General features: G+C 69.3%; 23 protein-coding genes and 2 pseudogenes. 5 read left to right on the forward strand and 20 right to left on the reverse strand.

Annotated elements, in window-relative coordinates; translation table 11 throughout:
• Window positions 1–17: 17 nt before the first annotated feature.
• From G3M57_RS16050 to crcB, 5 genes and pseudogenes are all read right to left on the reverse strand, one after another.
• Window positions 18–1,310: pseudogene (locus G3M57_RS16050) on the reverse strand (putative bifunctional diguanylate cyclase/phosphodiesterase); the annotation flags it as partial.
• Between the two features lie 21 nt (window positions 1,311–1,331).
• A pseudogene (locus tag G3M57_RS27800) lies at window positions 1,332–2,126 on the reverse strand (PAS-domain containing protein); the annotation flags it as partial.
• A 104-nt stretch (window positions 2,127–2,230) separates the two neighbouring features.
• Entirely contained in the window at window positions 2,231–2,437 is a 207-nt protein-coding gene (locus tag G3M57_RS16055; RefSeq protein ID WP_163231709.1) for a hypothetical protein, read from the reverse strand.
• Window positions 2,438–2,507: 70 nt separating this feature from the next.
• Window positions 2,508–3,497, reverse strand: a complete 990-nt coding sequence (locus G3M57_RS16060) for an RluA family pseudouridine synthase (protein WP_163231711.1) — start codon at window positions 3,495–3,497, stop codon at window positions 2,508–2,510.
• Entirely contained in the window at window positions 3,494–3,880 is a 387-nt protein-coding gene (crcB, locus tag G3M57_RS16065) for a fluoride efflux transporter CrcB (protein ID WP_163231712.1), read from the reverse strand. The genes G3M57_RS16060 and crcB overlap by 4 nt, the downstream gene beginning before the upstream one ends.
• Before the next feature lie 278 nt (window positions 3,881–4,158).
• Here crcB and G3M57_RS16070 point away from each other — a divergent pair, with 278 nt between their 5' ends.
• Window positions 4,159–5,403: a hypothetical protein gene (locus G3M57_RS16070; protein WP_163231714.1), complete on the forward strand. Its 1,245-nt coding sequence runs from the start codon at window positions 4,159–4,161 to the stop codon at window positions 5,401–5,403.
• Here G3M57_RS16070 and G3M57_RS16075 read toward each other — a convergent pair.
• Genes G3M57_RS16075 through G3M57_RS16090 form a run of 4 tightly spaced genes read right to left on the reverse strand, consistent with a single transcriptional unit; the run spans window position 5,400 to window position 8,834 of the window.
• Window positions 5,400–5,912, reverse strand: a complete 513-nt coding sequence (locus tag G3M57_RS16075; RefSeq protein WP_163231716.1) for a CC0125/CC1285 family lipoprotein — start codon at window positions 5,910–5,912, stop codon at window positions 5,400–5,402. The genes G3M57_RS16070 and G3M57_RS16075 overlap by 4 nt on opposite strands.
• Before the next feature lie 20 nt (window positions 5,913–5,932).
• Window positions 5,933–6,766, reverse strand: a complete 834-nt coding sequence (locus tag G3M57_RS16080; RefSeq protein WP_163231718.1) for an RluA family pseudouridine synthase — start codon at window positions 6,764–6,766, stop codon at window positions 5,933–5,935.
• Window positions 6,763–7,536, reverse strand: coding sequence for a hypothetical protein (locus G3M57_RS16085; protein WP_163231719.1), 774 nt, complete (start codon window positions 7,534–7,536; stop codon window positions 6,763–6,765). The genes G3M57_RS16080 and G3M57_RS16085 overlap by 4 nt, the downstream gene beginning before the upstream one ends.
• Window positions 7,533–8,834: a replication-associated recombination protein A gene (locus G3M57_RS16090; RefSeq protein ID WP_056759306.1), complete on the reverse strand. Its 1,302-nt coding sequence runs from the start codon at window positions 8,832–8,834 to the stop codon at window positions 7,533–7,535. The genes G3M57_RS16085 and G3M57_RS16090 overlap by 4 nt, the downstream gene beginning before the upstream one ends.
• Window positions 8,835–8,868: 34 nt before the next feature.
• Between G3M57_RS16090 and G3M57_RS16095 the strand changes: the two genes are divergently transcribed.
• Window positions 8,869–9,285, forward strand: a complete 417-nt coding sequence (locus tag G3M57_RS16095; RefSeq protein ID WP_163231720.1) for a VOC family protein — start codon at window positions 8,869–8,871, stop codon at window positions 9,283–9,285.
• 7 nt (window positions 9,286–9,292) lie between these two features.
• On the opposite strand, the gene G3M57_RS16100 is transcribed toward G3M57_RS16095, so the two are convergent.
• From G3M57_RS16100 to G3M57_RS16130, 7 genes are all read right to left on the reverse strand, one after another.
• A complete protein-coding gene (locus G3M57_RS16100) occupies window positions 9,293–9,715 on the reverse strand; it encodes a GFA family protein (RefSeq protein WP_056759311.1) in 423 nt (140 codons plus the stop codon).
• Between the two features lie 84 nt (window positions 9,716–9,799).
• On the reverse strand, window positions 9,800–11,230 hold the full coding sequence (locus G3M57_RS16105) for a Do family serine endopeptidase (protein WP_163233759.1): 1,431 nt from the start codon (window positions 11,228–11,230) through the stop codon (window positions 9,800–9,802).
• Between the two features lie 110 nt (window positions 11,231–11,340).
• Window positions 11,341–12,588, reverse strand: coding sequence for a TCR/Tet family MFS transporter (locus G3M57_RS16110; RefSeq protein WP_163231721.1), 1,248 nt, complete (start codon window positions 12,586–12,588; stop codon window positions 11,341–11,343).
• A complete protein-coding gene (locus tag G3M57_RS16115; protein WP_163231722.1) occupies window positions 12,585–13,091 on the reverse strand; it encodes an SRPBCC domain-containing protein in 507 nt (168 codons plus the stop codon). Before G3M57_RS16115 ends, G3M57_RS16110 begins: the two co-directional genes overlap by 4 nt.
• Window positions 13,088–13,417: an ArsR/SmtB family transcription factor gene (locus G3M57_RS16120; RefSeq protein ID WP_056759318.1), complete on the reverse strand. Its 330-nt coding sequence runs from the start codon at window positions 13,415–13,417 to the stop codon at window positions 13,088–13,090. The genes G3M57_RS16115 and G3M57_RS16120 overlap by 4 nt, the downstream gene beginning before the upstream one ends.
• A gap of 38 nt (window positions 13,418–13,455) precedes the next feature.
• Window positions 13,456–13,908 (reverse strand): VOC family protein, encoded by a 453-nt coding sequence (locus G3M57_RS16125; protein ID WP_163231723.1) that lies wholly within the window; start codon window positions 13,906–13,908, stop codon window positions 13,456–13,458.
• A gap of 162 nt (window positions 13,909–14,070) precedes the next feature.
• A complete protein-coding gene (locus tag G3M57_RS16130; RefSeq protein WP_163231725.1) occupies window positions 14,071–15,321 on the reverse strand; it encodes an alkaline phosphatase family protein in 1,251 nt (416 codons plus the stop codon).
• Window positions 15,322–15,481: 160 nt separating this feature from the next.
• Between G3M57_RS16130 and G3M57_RS16135 the strand changes: the two genes are divergently transcribed.
• Genes G3M57_RS16135 through G3M57_RS16145 form a run of 3 tightly spaced genes read left to right on the forward strand, consistent with a single transcriptional unit; the run spans window position 15,482 to window position 17,900 of the window.
• Window positions 15,482–16,402 (forward strand): ABC transporter ATP-binding protein, encoded by a 921-nt coding sequence (locus tag G3M57_RS16135; protein WP_056759324.1) that lies wholly within the window; start codon window positions 15,482–15,484, stop codon window positions 16,400–16,402.
• Window positions 16,392–17,207 (forward strand): ABC transporter permease, encoded by an 816-nt coding sequence (locus tag G3M57_RS16140; RefSeq protein ID WP_056759325.1) that lies wholly within the window; start codon window positions 16,392–16,394, stop codon window positions 17,205–17,207. The genes G3M57_RS16135 and G3M57_RS16140 overlap by 11 nt, the downstream gene beginning before the upstream one ends.
• Before the next feature lie 6 nt (window positions 17,208–17,213).
• A complete protein-coding gene (locus G3M57_RS16145; RefSeq protein ID WP_163231727.1) occupies window positions 17,214–17,900 on the forward strand; it encodes a hypothetical protein in 687 nt (228 codons plus the stop codon).
• Window positions 17,901–17,909: 9 nt separating this feature from the next.
• Here G3M57_RS16145 and G3M57_RS16150 read toward each other — a convergent pair whose 3' ends face one another.
• From G3M57_RS16150 to rpsK, 4 genes are all read right to left on the reverse strand, one after another.
• Window positions 17,910–19,712, reverse strand: coding sequence for a methyl-accepting chemotaxis protein (locus G3M57_RS16150; protein WP_163231729.1), 1,803 nt, complete (start codon window positions 19,710–19,712; stop codon window positions 17,910–17,912).
• 169 nt (window positions 19,713–19,881) lie between these two features.
• Complete coding sequence (gene rplQ / locus G3M57_RS16155; RefSeq protein ID WP_026176397.1) at window positions 19,882–20,295, reverse strand: 50S ribosomal protein L17; 414 nt, start codon at window positions 20,293–20,295, stop codon at window positions 19,882–19,884.
• A 184-nt stretch (window positions 20,296–20,479) separates the two neighbouring features.
• Window positions 20,480–21,496 (reverse strand): DNA-directed RNA polymerase subunit alpha, encoded by a 1,017-nt coding sequence (locus G3M57_RS16160; protein WP_056759332.1) that lies wholly within the window; start codon window positions 21,494–21,496, stop codon window positions 20,480–20,482.
• A 75-nt stretch (window positions 21,497–21,571) separates the two neighbouring features.
• Window positions 21,572–21,961, reverse strand: coding sequence for a 30S ribosomal protein S11 (rpsK, locus tag G3M57_RS16165; RefSeq protein ID WP_018112960.1), 390 nt, complete (start codon window positions 21,959–21,961; stop codon window positions 21,572–21,574).
• Window positions 21,962–21,964 lie beyond the last annotated feature (3 nt).

Below are 21,964 nucleotides of genomic sequence, written 5' to 3' on the forward strand. Positions count from 1 at the left end.
ACCTTTCCGCGCGACGCTCAGCCCCGCGTCGAGAAGGCGTCGATGAAGCCGGCCACCTCGGCGGCCGGCATGGGCCGGGCGAAGTGGTAGCCCTGGACCTGGTCGCAGCCGTACTGCGTCAGGGTCGCGACCTGGTCGGGCCGCTCGACCCCTTCGGCCACCACCTTCATGCCCATGCTGGAGCCGAGGTTGATCACCGCGCGGACGATGGCGTCGTCCTGGCTGTTCTGGACGAAGGACTTGTCGATCTTCAGGCGATCGATCGGGAATTGCCGCAGGTTCGCCAGCGACGCGTAGCCAGTGCCAAAGTCGTCCAGCGCGATCAGCACGCCGGCGTCGTGCAACTGCTTGACCGTATCGCTGACCACCTCGGCGCCCCAGCCCATATAGACGTTCTCGGTGACCTCGATGGTCAGACGGTCGGCCGGCACGTTCCAGCGCGCCAGCTTGGCGGCGATCTCGGCGGCTAGGCGTCCGGTGCGGAACTGGGCCGAGGAGATGTTGATCGCCACGCGGCCGAACTCCACGCCCTGGTCGAGCCAGGCGCGCATCTGGCCCAAGGCGCGCTCGAAGGCCACCTCGCCCAGCTGCAGCGACAGGTCGTTGTCCTCGAACGCGGCCATGAAGGCGGCTGGCGGCAGGACGCCTTGCTCCGGATGGTTCCAGCGCATCAGGGCCTCGAAGCCGGCCACGCTGTTGCCGGCCAGGTCGACGACCGGCTGGTAGAACAGGTCGAACTCGCCCTGGCTGATGGCCAACCGCACCTCCCGCAGCAGCTCGACGCGCTGCTCGACCTCCGTCCGCATCGCCGGCCGGAAGACGACGCTGCGATTGCGGCCGTCGTACTTGGCTTGATACAGCGCCACATCGGCGTTCTTGAGCAGGTGGGTGGGATCGGCGTCGGGATCGCCGTGAACCGCGGCGCCGATGCTGGCGCAGATGGTGAAGCTCTGGCCGCCATGTTCGATCGGCGTGCGCAGCAAGCCCTGCAGCACCTCGATCGGGCGGGTCATGTCGGCCTCGCTCTTGAGGTCGCGCAGCACGATGGCGAACTCGTCGCCGCCCAGGCGGGCCACGGTGTCGTTGCGCCGGAAAGCCCGCTTGAGCTGGCCGGCCAGCGCCTTCAGCAGGGCGTCGCCGGCGTCGTGGCCCAGGGTGTCGTTGACGTCCTTGAAGTGGTCGACGTCGAGCATGATCAGGCCGAACATCTCGCCCTGTTCGGCGGCGGCCACGGCGTCGTCATAGGCGCGCTGGAAGGCGGCCCGGTTGGGCAGGCCGGTCAGGGGATCGCGAAAGGCCAGGAACTCGATCTGGGCGGCGGCGCTGATCGACTCGGTGACGTCCTCGTGGGTGGCCACATAGCCGCCGTCCGCGGTGGGATTGTGGGTGATGCGGATGGTGCGCCCATCGGTCAGCTCCACGTCGCGCGTCGCCGCCGCGCCCCTCACAGCCGCCTCGACGGTCGCGGCGTAGAAGGCCGCGAAGCTGCGGGGCCCTTTGCCGATCGAGCAGCGATGCTCGAGGATGTCGTCCAGCCGCGTCCCGGGGACGCTGAGCGCGTCCGGCACGTCGTAAAGCCGGCGATAGGCGGTGTTGCACAGGATCAGCCGCTTCTCGGCGTCGAACATGCAGAGGCCGTGGGGCATGTTGCTCAGGGCCGCGTCGAAGCGCGCGTTCTGCTCGGCCAGGCGCTGGCCGGCGATCTCGGCTTCGCGCGCGGCCAGGACCGCCTCGGTCACTTCCCGCCCGACGACGACGAACCGGCTGTAGGCGGAGCCGCGCGGCCAGGGGCTGAACTCGAAGCTGAACCAGCGCGTGCAGCCTTCGGCGTCCGCGGGAATTTCGACGCGGCAGGTCTCCACCGCACCGGTTTCGAGACAGCGTCCCGCGGCGGCCGTGAACTCGGCGTTCGGCGCCAGCGGTTCGGCGTTCGGAGACTGCGAGGTTCGGGGCGTCACCGCCTGGTCCAGCCAACCTTGGCTGAACAGCACGGGTTTCAGGTCCAGGTCGAGCAGCACGATGGGGGTCGGCGAACCGCTCAACGTGATCCGCAGCGCCCTTTCAGCCGCGGATAGAGCGGCCGATCGGCGCTCCAGAAGATCCAGCGCGATAACCTGCGAACTCATGACGAACACCCTTTCCTGCCCTCGACGGCAGGGTCGGCGAACGTCGCTAATAAGTTGATGACGGAAGGCTCCGGCCACCTGTGGTGCAACGTCGCAGGGCGGCGTTACCCCACCCCGTTCAGCCTGCGCTCGACCGCCTCGACCGGTTCCTTGACGTCCTGGTGCTTGCCGTTCCTGAAGGCGATCCGCGTGCCGGCCTCAAGCGGCCCTCTCAGGGGGCCGTCGGTCGGCACAGGCGCGAAGCTGAGCACCTCGGCGGTATTGATCGACACCGGCGAGTCGTCCGGACGCGTGAAGCTCACGAAGGCCATGACGCATTCCCTCAGGTTGAGAGGGAACCTTGTCACAGCCCATGAGGGCGCTCAAGGCCGCCGCGCGCGCCTACCGACGCCTGGTCTGCCGCCGCGCGAACGGATCGTACTCGGCCTCGTCCTCCGAGAAGCCGAACTTGGCGAAGCCGGCCTTCATCTCCGGGCTCAGCGGCGCCTCGATGGCCAGGGTTCCGACCGTCGGGTGCGGCAGGATGATCGAGCGGGCGTGCAGTTGCAGCTTCAGGCCTTCCGACAGCGGCGTGGACTTGTCGTCGCTGTATTTGGGGTCGCCCAGGATCGGGTGGCCGATGGCCTTCATGTGGGCGCGCAGCTGATGGGTGCGGCCGGTGTGCGGACGCAGGGCCATCCAGGTGACACGTGGGCCGGCCCGGCTGATCGAGACGAATTCGGTCTCGGCCGGCTGGGCGTCCGGATCCTTCGGTTCGGCCGGCACCACCAGTTCGCGGTCGCCGACGCCCCGCTTGGCCAGATGCAGCTCGATCACCCCCTCGGTGGGATGCGGATTGCCGGCGACGATGGCCCAATAGGTTTTCTGGGCTCGGCGCTTGGCGAAGGCCCCGGACAGCCGCGCGGCCGCGCTCGGGGTCTTGCCCAGCAGCAGCACGCCGGAGGTGTCGCGGTCCAGGCGGTGGACCAGTTTGGGCCGATCGAGGCCCTCGCCCCAGGCGCTGAGCAGCTTGTCGATGTGGTGGGTGGTCTTGGTGCCGCCCTGCACGGCCAGGCCGGCCGGCTTGTTCAGGGCCAGGACCTCCTCGTCCTCGTACAGCACCAGCGACTTGGCGAAGGCGATGTCGCGCGGCGACAGCTTGCCCTTGTCGGCCGGATCGGGGGCGTCCGGCAGCGGCGGCACGCGGATCTGGCTGCCGGCCGCCAGCTTGGTGTCGGCCTTGGCGCGCGAGCCGTCGACCCGCACCTGGCCGGAGCGGAACAGCTTGTTCAGCTGGATATGGTTCAGGTGCGGCCAGCGGCGCTTGAACCAGCGGTCCAGGCGGACGCCGTCTTCGCCGGCGTCCACATAGATCGTACGTACTTCTTTCATGCCGAAAAGATCCTGCGGGCGATCAAGAGGCCCGCGAAAACGGCCGCCACGGACAGGATCACGCTGGCGGTCGTATAGGTAAAGGCCTGGGCGTAGGCGCGCTTCTCGATCATCAGCGCGGTCTCCAGCGAAAAGGCCGAAAAGGTGGTGAAGCCGCCCATGACGCCGACACCCAGCAACACTCTCCAGTGCTCCTGCTGCGCGCCGCCCCGCAGGGCCAGCCAAGCCGCCAGCAGCCCCATCAGCAGCCCGCCCGTCAGGTTGACGATGAAGGTGCCGTAGGGCCATCTGGCCCCGAACAGGCGCAGGGCCTGGATTCCCACGAAGTAGCGAGCGACGGAGCCCAAGGCGCCGCCGGCGGCGACAAGGAGGAGTTTGGTCATCGCGCCCTTATGCGCCGCGCGGCCGCGAACGCCAAGCCGCGCCTGAAAGCGGTTTCGCCAGCAAGTTCGGCGAAGGGTTAACGCCGATCCGCCGTCATCATGGTTTATGCTGCCTCGGAGAGCCTTAAAGCAGCCTTCGAAGACCGGCAAAAGGCCCGGGAAATGGGCATCTTAACGTTTGAGCGCGTTACGGTAACCTCGTTTGCACACCGTGTTCCTGCACTGACCGTTAAGGCTGTAAAATGCATCTTATGGGCTCCTCCCGCGCCAAGGCGAACATGCCCTTCGATTCGATGCAAAACGACGACCGGAACGAGCACCTGGCTCTCAGCGGCCCCGTACTCCAGCGGCTGGCGGGGTCGGAGTTGATCACCCGCGGCTCGGTCAACGTCATCAGCGTCAAGGCCATCCGTCGCTGGGCCGGCGACTGGTGGGACAAGAAGCGCGTCGACGTCTGGACCTATGTCGAGCGCAAGCTGGCCGAGCACCTGGACCGCAGCGACCTGCGCGCCCGCATCGGCGAGGAAGACTTCCTGATCGCCATGAACAACGACCAGGGCCTGGCGGCCCAGGTGACCAGCGTGCGCATCCTGGAAGACGTTCTGACCCACCTGCTGGGCGCGGCGGAACCCACGGACCTGGGCGTGCGCGCCGTGATCGGCGTCGAGGCCGGCGGCCTGGTCTGCCGTCCGGTCGACGCGTCGGTAATCCTGGCGGCCCGAGCGCGCCGCGACTCGACCCGCTCGCCCATCCGCTTCGACATCGATCCGCTGGAAGAGACCCGGCGCACACCCGTCGCCTTCACCACCGCCGGCGGGGCGGCCCTGCGCGTCGACTTCACGCTCGAGCACATGATCAGCCTCAAGCGCAACATCGCCACGGCGGTGCGCATCGAGCCGGTGGTCACCCACCTGGGCTCGGGCAAGCAGATCAGCGCCCGCGCCGTCTCGCGCCTGCCCGACCGCGACGCCGCCTTCATCGACGAGGCGGCCCTGAAATACGCCGCCGTCTTCGCCCGCGCCTCGCAGGGCCACGACCGACCCGACCTGATCGTGCCGGCCTCGTTCCGCACCCTGGGCACCCAGCGCGGCCGCGACATGCTGACCGGAACGTCCGGCCTGTCCCTGGCCCTGCTGCGCGGCGGGGTGATGATGGAGTTGGTCGACGTGACGCGCGGCACGCCCGCGGGCCGCCTGCTGGAAGTGGTCGGCCTGCTGAAGGCCCTGACCCGCGGCGTCATCGCCCGCGTGCCGCCAGAGAAGGAAGCCCTGCGCGTGCTCCGCGACGCCCGCCTGCAGGGGTTGACCTTGGACGCCAGCGACCTGACCGGGCCGGCCGAAAAGATCGCCGCCGACATCATGGCCTTCGGGCGCGAGGCGCGGGGCCTGGCCCCGATGGTCGCTCTACAGGGCCTGCCGGCCGAGGGCTATTTCGCGGCCGCCGAGACCGCCGGTCTGACCCACGCGGCCCTGCGGGCCGCCTACCCGGTCGCGGCGACCGGCACGAAGAAGGCGGCGGGTTAGACCGCCGCCCGTCCCTGCCCCACCGTGCGGACGATGGCGCGGGCGTCATAGACGTCGGCGTCGTGCGGCGGCTGGCCCTTGCCGAACACCACCTCCATCGAGCTGCTGACCGCCGGGCCGGGGCCGAGGTTGAAGCTGGTGCCGACGCCCAGCCCGACCCCGCTGCGTCGGCCGTAGCTGCCCGAGCCGCCGCCGATCGACAGGCTTGAGCCCCGGCCGGAACCGGTCTGCTGGGTCACCCGGTCAGCCACCCGGAACCAGTCGTAGCCGTCGCGCAGGGCCAGCTCGGCCGAGCGCAGCAGGGCGTAGTCCGAGACCTGGTTGACCGGGGCGCCGGGATTGCCCTGGAAGGTCACCCGGTAGCGGCCGGCCTCCAGGCGATACTCCGAATAGCCCGCCCCGCGCGGTCCGGTCTGCGGCCCGTAGAGCGTCGGCGAGGTGGCGCAGGCGGTCAGCAGGGCGGCGGAAAAGGCGAGCGCGATCAGCCCTTTCGTATTCTGACGCTTCATGGCGAAATCTCCTGCCAGGCTTAACGGTTTTCCGGCCGGCCCTGTTCCGGAGGGCCGCGCTCGGGAAGTTCAAGGCCCAGCTTATCCAAAACCGCGCGCATGTCGCCGGGGATCGGCGCGCCGATCCGCCGCTCGCCGCCTTCGGGATGCGGGAAGACCAGCTGGACGGCGTGCAACATCAGGCGCGGCACGGGCGCGCCGCCCAGCATCAGCGCCCCGCCATAGCGGCTGTCGCCGGCGATCGGCCGACCGATCGAGGCCATGTGGACCCGCAGCTGGTGCATGCGGCCGGTATCGGGGCTCAGCTCGACCAGGGCCGCGCCCTCGGTGGACGCCAGGGTGCGATACCGGCTGCGCGCGGCCTCGGCGTCGGGGTGGTCGGGCGCGCAGACCCGCATATAGGCCTCGCGACCGATGGACTCGCGGCGCAGGGCCGCGTCGATCTGGCCGCCGCGCGGCTCTGGCGCGCCCGGCGTGACGATGGCCAGGTAGGTCTTGCGGAACCGCTTGCCCATCAGGGCCTTGCCCAGGAAGGTGGCGGCCGGCTTGGTGCGGGCGGTCAGGATCACGCCCGAGGTGTCGCGGTCCAGGCGATGGATCAGGCGCGGCCGCGGGCGGTCCCGCCGGGCCAGGGCCCACAGCAGGTCGTCCAACGTATGGGCCTGGATGCGCCCGCCTTGGCTGGACAGGCCCGCCGGCTTGTTCAACACGAAGACGCTGTCGTCCTCGTGGATCACCAGCGACCGGGTGAAGGCGATTTCCTCCGGGGTCAGGACGACCGGCGTGTCGGACGCCTTGGGCTTGGCGACGCCGGGCGGGCGCCGGTCCGGCTTGCCGGGGGGCGGACGGCTCATGCGGCCTCTCCTTTCGGCGCGATCCACAGCGCCCGGCCGTTCAGGAACAGCCACAGCAGCATCAGCCCCGCCGGGGCCAGGGCCCAGCCGCCGCGCGAGGCGAAGCTGGTCAGCAGGAACACCGCGAAGGCCAGCGGCAGGGCGTAGACGGCGTTGGCCGCGATCGACGGCCAGTGCGGCGGTCGGGTGAAGACCAGCAGCGGCCCGCTGGCCCGGCGCCGGAAGATCAGCGGCGGCAGGACCAGCAGCAGGGTGATCGTCGCGATCGGGATCATCGCCACCAGCGCCCCGGCCAGCGGGATCTCCAGGGTGTCGGACCATTCGGGCAGCTGCTCGCGATAGAACCGGTGCAGCGGATCGGCCGCCAGCCCGGCCAGGGTGGCGATCAAGGCCAGCAGCGTCACGCCCAGCACGACCACCGCGTTCTTCTGCGTGCGCAGCAGCCGCGCCCCGAACCGCATCGTCAGGCCGGCGACCACGGCCGTGCAAGCGCCGAGGCTGAAGCTGGCGTAGGCCAGGTCGGCGTACAGCCACTTGCGGGTCGCGTACTGGGTCTGCAGGGCTCCGAACCGGACGGTGGCCGCCTTGAACGCCTCGGCGTCGGGCTGGCCGAAATAGAGCGTCGCGCGCAGCTTCCGGAGGTCGGCGAAATAGGCGCTGGAGTCGGTATGCCAGGGCGTCGTCGCCGCCAGCCACAGCAGCGCCGCGCCGGCCAGCAGCAGGACCAGGGCGATCGCGGCGGTCACGCGGACCGCGGGGGTAAGCTTCACTTGCCGTCTCTCCGCAGGCGGTTCCAGGCGTCGAGGCGTTCCTTGACCTTGGCCTCAGCCCCGACCGGCTTGGGCTCATAGAGGCTAGGCCGCTCGATTCCGTCCGGGAAATAGTTCTGGCCCGAGACCCCGCCCTCGACGTCATGGTCGTAGGCGTAGCCGTCGCCATAGCCCAGCGATTTCATCAGCTTGGTCGGGGCGTTGAGGATGTGGGCCGGCGGCGTCAGGCTGCCGGTTTCCTTGGCCAGGCGCCGGGCCGCCTTATAGGCGTTGTAGACGGCGTTGGACTTGGGCGCGCTGGCCATGTGCACCACGGCCTGGGCCAGGGCCAGTTCGCCCTCGGGGCTGCCGAGGAAGTCGTACGCGTCCTTGGCGGCGGTGGTCAGGAGCAGGCTCAGGGGATCGGCCGCGCCGATGTCCTCCGACGCCATGCGCACCAGGCGGCGGGCGATGAACAGCGGGTCCTCGCCGCCCTCCAGCATCCGCGCCAGCCAGTAGAGCGCCGCGTCCGGATCGCTGCCGCGCACCGATTTGTGCAGCGCCGAGATCAGGTTGTAGTGCTCCTCGCGGTTCTTGTCGTAGGCCGGGCGGCGCTTCTGCAGGAACTGGGTGAGCTGGGTGGGGTTCAGCGGCGTGTCCGTGCCGATCGCCAGCAGGGTCTCGGTCAGGGTCAGCAGGTAGCGGCCGTCGCCGTCGGCCATGGCGATCAGGGTCGAGCGGGCGTCGCCGTCCAGCGGCAGCTTGCGGTTCTCGGCGGCCTCGGCCTTGACCAGCAGGGCCTCCAGCGCGTCCTCGTCCAGCCGCTTGAGCACGAAGACCTGGCAGCGTGACAGCAGAGCGCCGTTCAACTCGAACGACGGGTTCTCGGTGGTGGCGCCCACCAGGGTGACGATCCCCTCCTCCACGAACGGCAGGAAACCGTCCTGCTGGGCGCGGTTGAAGCGATGGATCTCGTCGACGAACAACAGGGTGCTCTGGCCGGCCGAACGGCGCACGCGTGCCTGCTCGAACGCCTTCTTCAGGTCGGCGACGCCAGAGAACACCGCCGAGATCTGCATGAACTCGTAGCCGCCGGCCTTGGCCAGCAGGCGGGCGATGGTGGTCTTGCCGGTGCCGGGCGGCCCCCACAGGATCATCGAGGCCAGGCGGCGGGCGGCCGCCATGCGGCCGATGGGACCGTCGGGGCCCAGCAGGTGCTCCTGGCCCACCACCTCGTCGAGGGTCTGGGGACGCAGGCGGTCGGCCAGCGGCGACGGCGCATGGGGCGTCAGGCCGGCGGCTTGGAAAAGATCGGACATGGGCTAGGTTTACTTAATCACGGAGGGAACCACCATGACCAACGAAGGCGATCCCGCCCGGGGTCCGACGACCGGCGTCACCCCCTATCTTTCCGTCGTCGGCGGCAAGGCGGCCGTGGACTTCTACAAGCGCGCATTCGGCGCCGAGGAGGTGTTCCGCAACACCGCCGACGACGGCGAGCGCCTGCTGCATTCGCGGCTGCTGATCAATGGCGACTGGGTCATGCTGTCCGACCACTTCAGCGAGATGGCCCATGGCGACTATGTTCCGCCTTCGGCCGTCACGCTGCACCTGGAGGTCGACGACGCCGACGCCTGGTGGAAGCGGGCGGTCGAGGCCGGCGCGACCGTGCGCTTCGCGCTGGCCGACCAGTTCTGGGGCGACCGCTACGGCCAGCTCGTCGATCCGTTCGGCCACACCTGGTCGGTGGCCTCGAAGATCAAGGCATAGCCCGGTCCTATTCCGCCATCGTCTCGCCGGACCCGCCGAACTCGGCTGGAAAGTCCTTCAGCTTGGGCAGGCCGTCGCGCATCGGCAGCACGGTGTCGGCATAGTTGATGTGTACGCCCGGCGCGAAGACCAGGGTCGGGAGCGTCGCGGCGAATACGTCGACCAGCCCCAGGGTCGGGTGATCGGTCATCAGGTGACCGCCGCACTTGGCGCAATAGCGCCGCTGGCTGAACGCGGTCTTCTGGTAGGTCGCCAGTTCGTCGGAGCCCGAGGTGATCCGGACCGCCTCGGGCTTCCACAGGCTGAAGGCGTTGACCGGCCCGCCAGACCAGGCGCGGCACGAGCGGCAGTGGCAATAGCCCATGCCCTCCGGTTCGCCGTCGACCTCCAACTGCACCGTGCCGCAAAAGCAGCTTCCGACGTAGGTCATGACACGCTCCTGGGTTCGCGTGACCAGAAGCTGGACGGTACCGCTTTCGACGCGTGGCAACAAGCTTTGCCGACCGTCGCCCCCCTATGCCCGCAGCCGCGCCGTGATCCGCTGGCCGTTCCGCTCGATGGTCACCGTCCAGGTCGCGGCCCCGGCGTTGGAGACCGCCGCCAGGTCGGCGGTGGTGTTGATGGCCCGGCCGTTGACCTCGCGGACGAAGTCGCCCGGACGAAGGCCGGCGTTCAGCGCGAAGCCCTGGCCGATCTTGGTGACCAGCACGCCGCGGCCGGCGAACGGGTCGATGTTCAGGTCCTGGGCCACGGCCGGCGACAGGTTGACCACCGTGGCGCCGTCGAACGGGTTGCGACCCTTCAGCACCCGCTCGTCACGGGCCGGGCTTTCCGGGGCCGCCTCGGCGCGCAGGGTCAGGGTCTGTTCCTTGCCGTTGCGGTTGATCAGCACCTGGACCCGGTCGCCGATCTTGTGGGTGCCGATGGCGAAGGCGCCGCCGCCCTCGTCGTTGACCGCTTGGCCATCGATGGACAGGATCACGTCGCCGTCACGGATGCCGGCTCGCTCGGCCGAGCCGCCCGGATAGACGTCGGAGATCACCACCCCGCGCGGCGCAGCCAGGCCCAGGCTGCGGGCGATGTCGCCGGTGACCGGCTGGCCCTTCACGCCCAGCCAGGGCCGCACCACGCTGTGGCCGCCGCCCAGGGCGGTGTTGACCACCTGGCGCACCACGGCCGCGGGAATGGCGAAGCCGACGCCGCTGGACGAGCCCGAGCGCGAGATGATGAAGGTGTTCACCCCGATCAGGTCGCCGTCCATGTCGACCAGCGGGCCGCCGGAATTGCCCGGATTGATCGCCGCGTCGGTCTGGATGTAGCTGCCGAACTCGGCGGCGCCCACGTCGGTGCGGGCCAGGGCCGAGACGATGCCGTTGGTCACCGTCTGGCCGACCCCGAACGGGTTGCCCATGGCCAGAACCAGGTCGCCGACCTCCAACTGTTCCTGGTCGTCGATGGCGATCACCGGCAGGCGCTCGCCCTTGGTGTCGATCTTCAGCACCGCCAGGTCCGAGCGCGGATCGTCCAGCAGCACCTTGGCCGGGAACTCCCGGCGATCAGCCAGCTGGACGGTGACGTCGCTCATGCCTTCGATATTGTGGTGGTTGGTGATGATCACCCCATCGGCCCGGACGATGGCGCCCGAGCCGAGCGAGCCCTGCACCTGCTCGCGCGGCGCCCCGCCGCCGCCGCCCATGAAGAAGTCCCAGAACGGATCGGCCTGCTGGCGCACCACCCGCTTGCTGGCGACGTTGACGATGGCCGGGGCCGTCTTCTTCACCACCGGCGCGAACGAGGCCTTCATCGACCCGGGGTCGGTGGGCGCGCGGCGGGTCGGCTGGGCCAGGTCCGGGATCGTCTGGGCCTTCGACGGCCCCTGCGGCGAGCAGGCGGCCAGCAGGGCCAGGGCGGGAAGCACGACGCGATAGGACCGCATGGTTGTCAGGAAACTCCGTGAATTCCAGCCGGCGAGATCAGCCGAGCTTTCGGGCGCATTGATGGCGGCCAAGGTCCGGATTTCGGCGCATGGCCATTCCCGTCTCCGTTCAAAGACGGTCAGGCGACGCTGGGTTCCACCGCCAGGGGACGCGCCACGCGGATCGCCAGGATCGTGGCCGCCAGCAGCAGGGCCGCGGCGATCAGGGCCGGCAGGCCGGGCAGGTGCACGGTGGCGTCATGGCGGACCGCCCAGGAGAACGGCAGCAGGTACAGCGAGGGTCCGACAATGGCGGTGACGCCCATCATCGCCGAGTTCGCCCCCTGCAGCTGTCCCTGCTCCCAGGGCTGCACGCGGCGGGTCATGAGGCCTTGCAGACCGGGCTGGATCAGACCCGTGAAAGCGAAGATCGGCAGGCCGCACAGATAGAGCCAGCCCGTCGGCGCCAGGCCATAGATCATGAAGCCGACGCAGCCCGAGAACAGGCCGATCAGCAGCGCCCCGCGCTCGCCCACCCGCTTGACCACCGGACCGACCACGAAGCTCTGCAACAGGATGCCCGCAATGCCGCTGCCCATCAGGGTCAGGCCGATCACTGCCGTCGACCAGTGATAGCGGAAGCCCATGTACAGCACGAAGACGCTGGGCAGCACGTTGTGGGCCAGCTGGAACAGGAAGCCCACGCCGGCCAGGCCCAGCAGGTCCGGCTTGCTCCGGAGCAGATTCAGCGAGCCCAGCGGATTGGCCTTGCTCCAGTCGAAGCGATGGACGCGCTTCTCGGGCGGCAGCGATTCCGGCAGCACGAAGAAGCCGTACAGCCAGTTGCATAGGGCCAGGCCCGCGCAGACCAGGAACGGCAGCCGATGGTCGAACTGCCACAGCCAGCCGCCCAGGGCCGGGCCGAACGTGAAGCCCACCCCGAACGCCGCGCCCATCAGGCCGAAGCCCTTGGCCCGGTCTTCCGGCTTGGTGACGTCGGCGACATAGGCGCCGGCCGTCGAAAAGCTGGCCGCCGTCATGCCGTTGAACACCCGGCCGACGAACAGCCACCACAGGGTCGGGGCGAACGCCATGAACAGGAAATCCACCCCCAGGCCGAAGATCGAGGTCAGGATCACCGGGCGGCGGCCCCAGCGGTCGGACATCAGGCCCAGGATCGGCGAACAGAAGAACTGCATCACGCCCCAGGTGGTGGCGAACAGCACCACCCACAGCGCCGTGGAGGCGGTGTCGCCGCCGTTGAAGCGCTTCATCAGCTCGGGCAGCACGGGGATCATCACCCCCAGCGACAGCACGTCCAGGCAGGCGGTGATGAAGATGAAGCCCAGCGCGGCCTGTCGGTGGTTTCGGCTGATGGCCTTGGTCATGCGTCGCCCTCCCTGGCGCGTTCTTTTACGTCCATAGCCGCCCGGCTGGCGAGACTTGTCAGCAGCGCGCGCCACCATTCGGCATGGCGCTGCAGGAAGACGGCGTCCGGAAACCGATGGCGCGCCACGTGCTCGGTCGGCACCGTATCCCAGCCGCGATGCTCGACCGTGACCCGGGTCTCGTCTCCTGCCGGCTCGAAGCGGACCTCGACCTCGGTCTCCATGCCCGGCGCGAAGCTGGCCTGGCGCCAGCCGAACACCAGTCGCTCCCCGGGGTTCCAGATCCGGACGGCGCCGATCTCGAACACCTTGCCCGAGGGCAGGCGCTCGACTAGGCGGGCGCCCTGGCCGGTCCCCTCGAACGCCAGCACGCCGGGCGAGCGCGGGGTGAACGAGAACAGGGCGTTAGGCCTCCACCAGGCGCCGATGTCGGCGGTGAACGCCTCGAACACCCGCGACGGCGCGGCCTTGATGCGCAGGGCGACCAGGACCTTGGAGCTCACCCGCCCTCTCCCTCGACGTGGGCTTTCAGCGCCAGCAGCTGGTCGCTCCACAGACCCTCGGCCGCCTCGGCCCAGGCCTTGAGCTCGGCCATTGGTCCGGGCCGCAGGGCGTAGACCCGCACCCGGGCGTCGAACGGCGGGTGGGTCTCCTCCACCAGGCCGGCCAGGCGCAGGGTGCGCAGGTGGCGGCTCATGGCGGGGGCCGACAGGCCCGCGGCCTGGGCCAGCTCTCCCGCCCGGCGCGGTCCCTGGCGCAGCAGGTCGACGGTCGCCCGCCGATGCGGGTCGGCCAGGGCGGCCAGGGTGACGTCCAGCGAGGCGCTCATGCCGAGGTGGCCCTCCAAGCGGCGAAACTCGTCGGGAGTCACGCCCAGCCCTTCACCACTTTCAGGCCCGACTCCGCCTCGGCCTCTTCCACGCTGACGGCGCGGACCGGCGCGCCGACCGTCCAGAAATGGCCCTCTGGGTCGCGGCACCGATAGGTGCGATCGCCATAGAACTGGTCGGCCGGCTCCATCAGGATCTCGGCTCCGGCCGCCCGCGCCCGCTCGCAGTGGGCGTCGATGTCGCCTTCCAGATGGATGTGGACGCTCTGGGTGTTGAAGCCGTCGATCGAGGCCGGGCTCTTGTGCTGCGCGGTCCATTCATTGCCGATCATCACCAGGCTGTCGCCGAAGCTCATCTCGGCATGGGCCAGGTTTCCTTCGTTGTCCTCGATCAGCATCACCAGCTCGAAGCCGAACGCCGCCTCCAGGAAGTCCAGCGCAGCCTTAGGGTCGCGATAGCAGAGGGCCGAGGTCAGGGCGCTGCGGATCATGGCGAAGCTCCGATTTCCAATATCCGCAATATTTAACGCATATCGAAACTATCAGCGCAAGCGGGGTCATCACGAATTCGCCGTAGCTCACGAACCCCCGCACGACTTTAGGGAAGGCGGCCTGCGGCGTGGTCGCCATAGCCCTGACGTCGCCCCGAGGCCCTACCGCAGCGCCGCCTTCACCGGCCCCAGCGAACCGTCGCCCTTGTCGCCCTTCACGTCGATCAGCCGGGTCAGCAGCGGATAGACGTCGACATTGTCGAACACCGGCAGCACCACGCCCCGCCGGAAGGCCGGCCCGTGGGCGACGAAGACCGCCCGCATGGCGGGATCGAACGGATCGTAACCGTGGGCCCCGCCGTCGCGCGGGTGCTCTTCCAACCGCTTCTTCAGGGCGCTGGCGGTGACGAAGTACCAGCCCAAGTCGGCCAGGCAGACGATCGGCGGCACGCGCGGATTGGTCCCGTAGCCAAAATGAGCCGGGATCTTGTCTTTCTCCCAGCAGGTCAGGTGCGGATGGGCCTTCAGCATCGCCGCCGCGACCTCCGCTTCGAACCCCGGCAAGGCGCGCACGCCGACGATCGAACCGGTGCTGACGAACTTGACCTTGGCGGGGTCGACCAGGGTCGAGACCTCGACCAGGCCGCTCAGCGGCTGGGGCGCCATGCCGTGGTCGGCGACGACGACGAGGTTGGTGGCCCGGTACAGCCCCCTCGCCTTCAGCCCCGCCACCAGCCGGCCGATCGCGGCGTCGACCTCGGCGGCGGCGGCGTTCACCTCCGGCGAGTCCGGGCCGTAGTGGTGGCCCTCGGTGTCGGTGCGGTCGAAATAGAGGGTGGCGAAACCCAGCCGCGGGGTCTTGGCGTCGATCCACGACAGCAGGGTGTCGACCCGATCGTTGGACGAGACCTTCATGTCGAAGACCTTCCAGCGGCTGGGCCGCACCCCGTCGATCCGCGCTTCCGAGCCCGGCCAGAACAGGATGCCGGCGTGCACGCCCTGCTGCTCGGCGCTGACCCAGATCGGCTTGGCCTGGTCCCACCAGCGCCCGTCGCCGACCGCCTTGTGGTTGGACATGCTGAAGCTGTCGCCGGGGATGGCCTCGTCCTCCAGCGTGTTGTTGACCATGCCGTGGTGGTCGGGCCGCTTGCCGGTCACCAGGGTGTAGTGGTTCGGATAGGTCAAGGATGGGAACGACGGCCGCATGGCCCCGCGCGCGCCGTCGGCCGCCAGGGCGCTCAGGGTCGGGGTGTTCCCGCGGTCCAGGTAGTCGGGCCGAAAGCCGTCCAGCGAGATCAAGATGGTCAGCCCCGGCTTCGACGGCCTCTTGGCCGCCTCGGCCGGCGAACTCGCGGCGAAGGTCGTCAGCATCAGGGCCGCGACCAGGACCATCCACCGACACACAACGGCCATCACGCACACCTCGTACTGGGACGCTCGCCCTATAGCCCAGGCTTGTGACGGCTCGCCATGTCTGTCGGCGACTTAACTTGGCGTTGGAGGCCCGCCCGGCCATAGTCGCCGCAACTTTCAGGGAGTCGCCCCGCATGACCGCCGCCGGAACCTGTCGCGCATGAGCTTCGCCCTGGAGGCCGAGAGCCTCGTCAAGACCTATGGCGCGGTGCGCGCGCTGGATGGCCTGTCCCTACGCATCCCGGCCGGCGGGGTGTTCGGCGTGCTGGGTCCGAACGGCGCGGGCAAAAGCACCCTGTTCCGCATCGCCCTGGGGCTGGTGCGGCCGACCAGCGGCACGGCGCGGCTGTTCGGCGTCCCAGCCGGGCAGACCTCGTCCCTGCGCAGGGTCGGCGCGATGATCGAGACCCCGCGCTATCCGCCCTATCTGACCGCCCGCGACGTGCTGCGGATGCTGGCGATGGAAAGCGGCGCCGTCGGCTCGGCCGACGTCAACTACTGGCTCGAGCGGGTCGGGCTGGGCGGCGCAGCCGACCGCAAGGCCGGCACCTTCTCGGTGGGCATGAAGCAGCGCCTGGGCCTGGCCGCGGCCTTCTTCACCCGGCCCGAGCTGGTGATCCTGGACGAGCCGACCAGCGGCATGGACCCGGCCGGCATCCAGGAAATCCGCGCCCTGATCCGCGACCTGGCCGCCAAGGAGGGCGTGACGATCATTCTGGCCAGCCACCAGTTGGACGAGGTCCGCCGGGTCTGCGACCGGGTGGCGATCTTCTCCAAGGGCAAGCTGGCCGCCGAGGGCGACGTCGAGGCCCTGACCGGCGGCAAGCCGCGCCTGCGCCTGACCGTCTCGCCGGCCGACAAGGCCCTGGCGGTGCTGGGCGCCAAGGGCCAACCGGACGGCGCCAACGCGGTGCTGGCCGACGTGCTGCGCGCCGAGACCCCGGCCCTGATCCGCGCCCTGGTCGAGGCCGGGGTCGAGATCACCGAAGCGCGCTGGCGCGAGGGCGACCTGGAAAGCGCCTATCTCGGCGCGCTTGGCCCGCCCGACCAGAAGAATGGGGACCTCGCCAATGCTCGCTGACGCCATCGCCGCCGAGCGCTTCCGCCTGTCCCGCGACCGGACCGCCCTGTTCTGGGGCTTCGGCTTCGCGCCCCTGGTCGCCATGCTGTTCAGCATGGGGATCGACGTCTTCACCCGCGCGGCCCTGCACCGGACCATTCCCGGCGAAACGACCGACCTGGCCAACCGGGCCATGGGCGCGGTGGCCGGGGCCTCGGGCCCGTTCACCGCCCTGTTCCTGCTGATCGGCGCGGCGGCGATCTTTGCCGGCGACTATCGCTGGGAGACCTGGCGCCTGCTCACCCCGCGCAACAGCCGCGTCAACCTGCTGGCCGCCAAGCTGATCGTCTTCGCCGAGGTCGCGGCCTGGAGCCTGCTGTTGACCGCCCTGACGTCGGTCCTGGCGGGCCTGTTCGGCAGCGCCGTCAACCACGCCGCCTTGGTCGGTCCACCCAACGGCTCGGCCTTCCTTGGCCATTTCGCCGGCGTCTTCCTGATCACCTGGCTGGAGGTGATGCTGATCGGCGCCCTGGCCGGCCTGGTCGGCGTGCTCACCCGGTCGACGATGGGCGCGGTGATCGCCGGCCTCGTCGTGGTGTTCGTGCAATCGACCCTGGCCGCCACGATGCAGGCCACGACCTGGAAGAGCCTGGCGATCCCGGCCTATGCGGGCCGTATCCTCAAGGGCTTCATCGCCGCCCCCGACGAGGTGCGCCCCGAGGCGGGCCCCGCCGGCCTGGCCCTGGTGCTGCTGCTGGCCTGGCTGATCGTGCTGGCCGGCGGCGCGGTGGTGCTGTTCCGCCGCCAGGACCTGACGAAGGAATAGGAGCCCATGGCGTCGGTCAGACCCGTAGCCGCCTTCGCGGGCTTGAGCTGCGGTCTGTGGCTGTCGGCCTGCGCGACTCACGATCCCTCAGTTGTTCTTTCGGTGAAAGACCAGCGCAAGGCCGACGACATCGCGACGGGTGCGGATGTGGCGAGACTGGAGAAACAAGGCATCAGCCCGTTGATCCTGGCGGGTCCAGTCGCCCGCAAGCCAGCACGCTGCCTGCCCACGCGCCAGCCAGGCGTCTTCGTCTGCCGCCTGGTCAGCAAGCTCTACAAGAGTTCGCCGTGGGTCGCCCGCGATGCGCGGCTGCGGAATGAAGACGGCGTCTGGTTCTACGATTCAGGCCGGTATGATGCGCTTGACGGGCCTTATCGCTTGGCCGCCCTGGATGGTCCCACATCGACTGCGGTCTGCTACGACAGGCGCGTGGACTGCGTCGAGCGGATCCCTGGCGTCGTCTTCAGCTGGGGCTGGAACGCGGCCTACGTGGTCGCCGCGAGCCATCCCCGCGCGGCGACCGGCGAGATCGACAAGTCTCAGACGCGCTACTTCTACATCGTGCGAGCGGACGACCATCGTGACGCCGGCGCCGACTCCGTGCGAGGCCCCTTCACGGCCCGGGCCTATCAGGAAGAGCAGCGTCGCCTGGGACTTCCCGAGCTTGGCTCCTACTATCCCGACTTGAAGTAGCTCGCTCTCCTAGGCCGCCGCCCAGGCCTCCTGCCCGCTCGACACCTGGAAGTGCTCGACCTGGGCCTCCAGCCGCACGGCGTCGTCGGCCAGGCCGCGGCTGGCGGCGGTGGCCTGCTCGGCCATGGCGGCGTTCTGCTGGATAACCTGGTCCATCTGGCCGACCGCCTGATCGACCTCGGCCAAGCCCGCGGCCTGCTCGCGGCTGGACTGGGCGATCTGCTCCATCAGGCCGCCGATCAGCCCCACCCGTTCGACGATATCGCCGAGCGCCTCGCCCGCCTCGCCGACCAGGGTCACGCCGGAGCGGACATGGTCCGAGGACTCCGAGATCAGCCCCTTGATCTCCTTGGCCGCTTCGGCCGAGCGCTGGGCCAGGGCCCGCACCTCCTGGGCCACGACCGCGAAGCCTCGACCGGCGTCACCGGCGCGCGCCGCTTCAACGCCGGCGTTCAGGGCCAGAAGGTTGGTCTGGAAGGCGATCTCGTCGATCACGCCCAGAATCTGCGAGACCTTGGTCGACGAGCTTTCGATCTGGCTCATGGCCTGGGCCGCGCGGCCCACGACCTGGCTGGAACGGTCCGCGACCGCGCGGCTGTCGGTCACCGCGGCGTTGGCCTCGCTCGCGCCCTCGGCCGTGCGCCGGACGCTGGCGCTGACCTGGCCCAGGGCGGCGGCCGTCCTGGCCAGGTTGGCGGCCTGACGCTCGGTCCGCGTCGAGAGGTCCTCGATCGCGCGATTGATCTCGCCGACCCCCGCCCGCAGGCCGCCCGCGCCTTGGGCGACCTCCAGCATGGCCGCCTCGAGCCCGGCGATCGCCCGGTTGAAGTCGCCGCGCAGCCCTTCATAGGCGGCGGGGAAGGCCGTCCCCAAACGGGCCGTCAGGTCGCCGGCCTTCAGCCGGGCCACGGCCGCGCCCAGGGCTTCGACCACCTGCACCCGTCCCGCCTCTTCGGCCCGACGTTCGGCGTCGTGCCGGCTCTTGGCCGCCTCGGTCTCGTCGCGGTCGGCGGCGATGCGGTCCTCGGCGGCCTGACGCGCGACGATCGCCTCGCGGAACACGGCCACCGAATTGGCCATCTCGCCGATCTCGTCGCCGCGCCCGGCGAACGGCACGGCCCGGCCATAGTCGCCGGCCGCCAGCCGGCCCATGTAGCCGGTCATGGCTTGGATCGGGCGGACGATGCGACGGCTCATCAGGACGATGCCGCCACCGACCACCAGCAGCACCAGCGCCCCCGCCCCGGCCAGCAGGATGAAGGCCAGGCGGGTCTGGGCCACGGCCCGCGCCTCCACCGCGGCGGCGTCGCGATTGGCCATGACCACGACCTTGTCGATCACGGCGCGATGGGCCTCGTAGGCGACGTCGGCCCGGGCCAGGCCGCGCCGGGCCCGCTCCAGGTCGCCGGACCGGACGGCTGGCAGGATTTCCTGGTCGATCTGGTTCCAGAACGTCATGGCGGGAGCGGCGGACTGGTCGACCAGCAGCTCGCGCATGGCCGGGTCGATCGGCGCGGTCGTCCAATAGGCGCGGCGGGTGTCGTAGTCCTTGCGCAGCGCCGCCAGCTTGTCGGCGGCGGCGTCCACCGTCTCGGGATGGGCCACCAGCTTGGTGGCGACCAGGTCGGCCTCAACCACATAGAGCGGCGGCGGCAGGATGTCGGCGACGATGTCCTTGTTGTCGACGATCTGGCGGAACAGCGGACCGCCGACCCGCAGGCCTTCGATCGCGAACAGCGCCAGGCCGCCGGCCAGGACCACGCCGACTGCAAGCGCGCCGCCAAAGGCGCGCATGACGCCGGAGATCTTCATCTCCATCCCTCCCCCGGGGTTTCTTAACCACGAAGCATGCGGCGGCCAGGTGAACAAAACCTCTACCAAGGCCCAGCGGTGTATCGCCGCACCCGCCGCCGGGTCGCCGGACGCAAAAAGGGCCCCGGATCACTCCGGGGCCCCTTTCGTCAGCCGAGGCTGAAAATCCTTAGTCTTCCGAGTCGGCGGTGAACACCGGACCGGAGTCCTTGCCCTTGGCCGAGACGTCGCGGTCGACGAACTCGATGACGGCCAGCGGGGCGTTGTCGCCGTAGCGGAAGCCGGCCTTCAGGACGCGGATGTAGCCGCCCTGACGGTCCTTGTAGCGGGGACCGATGGTGGCGAACAGCTTGCCGACTTGCTCGACGTCGCGGACGGTCGAGATGGCCTGACGACGGGCGTGCAGGTCGCCGCGCTTGGCCAGGGTGACCAGCTTTTCGACGAACGGACGCAGTTCCTTGGCCTTGGGCAGGGTGGTGACGATCTGCTCGTGCTTGATCAGCGAGGCCGACATGTTGGCGAACATGGCGGTGCGGTGAGCGGACGTGCGACCGAGTTTACGGTGAGCCTTACCGTGACGCATTGTAGTGTCTCCTGGGCCGGGGCCCGCTGTCGCGCGAAGAAAAGCGCGGATTGTCACCAATCCCGGCGGCGTCCCGGCCGGGTTCAGAACGAAGCGCCGGGGCCCTCCACCGCTGTTGCGGCTTCAAAAGGCCCAGGCCGCCCTGCAAGAGAGCGGCCCGGATTAAGCGCGGTACTCAGTACGTTTAGATCTGGTCTTCGAACTTCTTGGCCAGGTCTTCGATGTTTTCCGGCGGCCAGTTCGGCACGTCCATGCCCAGGTGCAGGCCCATGCCGGCCAGCACTTCCTTGATCTCGTTCAAGGACTTGCGGCCGAAGTTCGGGGTGCGCAGCATCTCGGCTTCGGTCTTCTGGATCAGGTCGCCGATATAGACGATGTTGTCGTTCTTCAGGCAGTTGGCCGAGCGGACCGACAGTTCCAGTTCGTCCACCTTCTTCAGCAGGGCCGGGTTGAACGGCAGTTCCGGCTTGGCCTCGTCGGCGGTCTTGGCCTTAGGCTCTTCGAAGGTGATGAAGATCTGCAGCTGGTCTTGCAGGATGCGGGCGGCGTAGGCAACCGCGTCCACCGGCGTGACCGCGCCGTTGGTTTCCACTTCCAGGATCAGCTTGTCATAGTCCAGCGACTGGCCCTGGCGGGTCGGCTCGACGCGATAGGCGACGCGCTTGACCGGCGAGTACAGGGCGTCGACCGAGATCAGGCCAATCGGGGCGTCTTCCGGGCGGTTGCGGTCGGCCGGCACGTAGCCCTTGCCCGTGTTGACCGTGAACTCCATGCGCACCGAGGCGCCGTCGTCCAGCGTGCACAGCACGTGGTCGGGGTTCAGGATCTCGATGTCGGCCGGGGTTTCGATCTGACCCGCGGTGACCGGGCCGGGGCCCGTGGCGCGCAGGGTCATGCGCTTGGGGCCTTCGGCGTGCATGCGCACAGCCAGTTGCTTGATGTTCAGAACGATGTCGACGACGTCTTCGCGGACGCCTTCGAGCGAGGAGAATTCGTGTACGACGCCATCGATCTGGATGGCGGTGACGGCGGCGCCCTGAAGCGAGGAGAGCAGGACGCGGCGGAGAGCGTTGCCGAGCGTCACACCGAAGCCGCGTTCGAGCGGCTCAGCCACGATGCGAGCCTTGCGGGTCGCGTCGGCGCCAGTCTCGATTTGCGGCTTCTCAGGACGGATCAGCTCGTTCCAGTTTCTTTCGATCACGTGGTCGATCCCTTGAACGCGGCTCGCCGGCCGCGTTTGGCGCAGCCGGCGAAGGAGAATTGGGTCTAAAAAGTACTAGACGCGACGACGCTTGGGCGGACGGCAACCGTTGTGCGGGATCGGCGTCACGTCGCGGATGGTCGTGATGGTCATGCCGGCGGCCTGGAGGGCGCGCAGGGCCGACTCACGGCCCGAACCCGGACCCGACACGTTGACCTCAAGGGTCTTCACACCGTGCTCGGCGGCCTTCTTGCCCGCGTCTTCCGCAGCCATCTGAGCGGCGTACGGGGTCGACTTGCGCGAGCCCTTGAAGCCCATCATGCCGGCGCTCGACCAGGAGATGGTGTTCCCCTGGGCGTCGGTGATGGTGATCATGGTGTTGTTGAACGAGGCGTTCACGTGCGCCACGCCCGAGGTGATGTTCTTGCGTTCGCGCTTTTTAACGCGAGCCGGTTCCTTGGCCATCGT

Source organism: Caulobacter rhizosphaerae (genome assembly GCF_010977555.1).
Lineage (GTDB): Bacteria > Pseudomonadota > Alphaproteobacteria > Caulobacterales > Caulobacteraceae > Caulobacter > Caulobacter rhizosphaerae.

Coding starts and splice junctions, on each gene's coding strand:
- G3M57_RS16055 (WP_163231709.1), bottom strand. CDS start 2,437: ATGGCCTTCGTGAGCTTCACGCGTCCGGACGACTCGCCGGTGTCGATC.
- G3M57_RS16060 (WP_163231711.1), bottom strand. CDS start 3,497: ATGAAAGAAGTACGTACGATCTATGTGGACGCCGGCGAAGACGGCGTC.
- crcB (WP_163231712.1), bottom strand. CDS start 3,880: ATGACCAAACTCCTCCTTGTCGCCGCCGGCGGCGCCTTGGGCTCCGTC.
- G3M57_RS16070 (WP_163231714.1), top strand. CDS start 4,159: ATGCCCTTCGATTCGATGCAAAACGACGACCGGAACGAGCACCTGGCT.
- G3M57_RS16075 (WP_163231716.1), bottom strand. CDS start 5,912: ATGAAGCGTCAGAATACGAAAGGGCTGATCGCGCTCGCCTTTTCCGCC.
- G3M57_RS16080 (WP_163231718.1), bottom strand. CDS start 6,766: ATGAGCCGTCCGCCCCCCGGCAAGCCGGACCGGCGCCCGCCCGGCGTC.
- G3M57_RS16090 (WP_056759306.1), bottom strand. CDS start 8,834: ATGTCCGATCTTTTCCAAGCCGCCGGCCTGACGCCCCATGCGCCGTCG.
- G3M57_RS16095 (WP_163231720.1), top strand. CDS start 8,869: ATGACCAACGAAGGCGATCCCGCCCGGGGTCCGACGACCGGCGTCACC.
- G3M57_RS16100 (WP_056759311.1), bottom strand. CDS start 9,715: ATGACCTACGTCGGAAGCTGCTTTTGCGGCACGGTGCAGTTGGAGGTC.
- G3M57_RS16110 (WP_163231721.1), bottom strand. CDS start 12,588: ATGACCAAGGCCATCAGCCGAAACCACCGACAGGCCGCGCTGGGCTTC.
- G3M57_RS16120 (WP_056759318.1), bottom strand. CDS start 13,417: ATGAGCGCCTCGCTGGACGTCACCCTGGCCGCCCTGGCCGACCCGCAT.
- G3M57_RS16125 (WP_163231723.1), bottom strand. CDS start 13,908: ATGATCCGCAGCGCCCTGACCTCGGCCCTCTGCTATCGCGACCCTAAG.
- G3M57_RS16130 (WP_163231725.1), bottom strand. CDS start 15,321: ATGGCCGTTGTGTGTCGGTGGATGGTCCTGGTCGCGGCCCTGATGCTG.
- G3M57_RS16135 (WP_056759324.1), top strand. CDS start 15,482: ATGAGCTTCGCCCTGGAGGCCGAGAGCCTCGTCAAGACCTATGGCGCG.
- G3M57_RS16140 (WP_056759325.1), top strand. CDS start 16,392: ATGCTCGCTGACGCCATCGCCGCCGAGCGCTTCCGCCTGTCCCGCGAC.
- G3M57_RS16145 (WP_163231727.1), top strand. CDS start 17,214: ATGGCGTCGGTCAGACCCGTAGCCGCCTTCGCGGGCTTGAGCTGCGGT.
- G3M57_RS16150 (WP_163231729.1), bottom strand. CDS start 19,712: ATGAAGATCTCCGGCGTCATGCGCGCCTTTGGCGGCGCGCTTGCAGTC.
- rplQ (WP_026176397.1), bottom strand. CDS start 20,295: ATGCGTCACGGTAAGGCTCACCGTAAACTCGGTCGCACGTCCGCTCAC.
- rpsK (WP_018112960.1), bottom strand. CDS start 21,961: ATGGCCAAGGAACCGGCTCGCGTTAAAAAGCGCGAACGCAAGAACATC.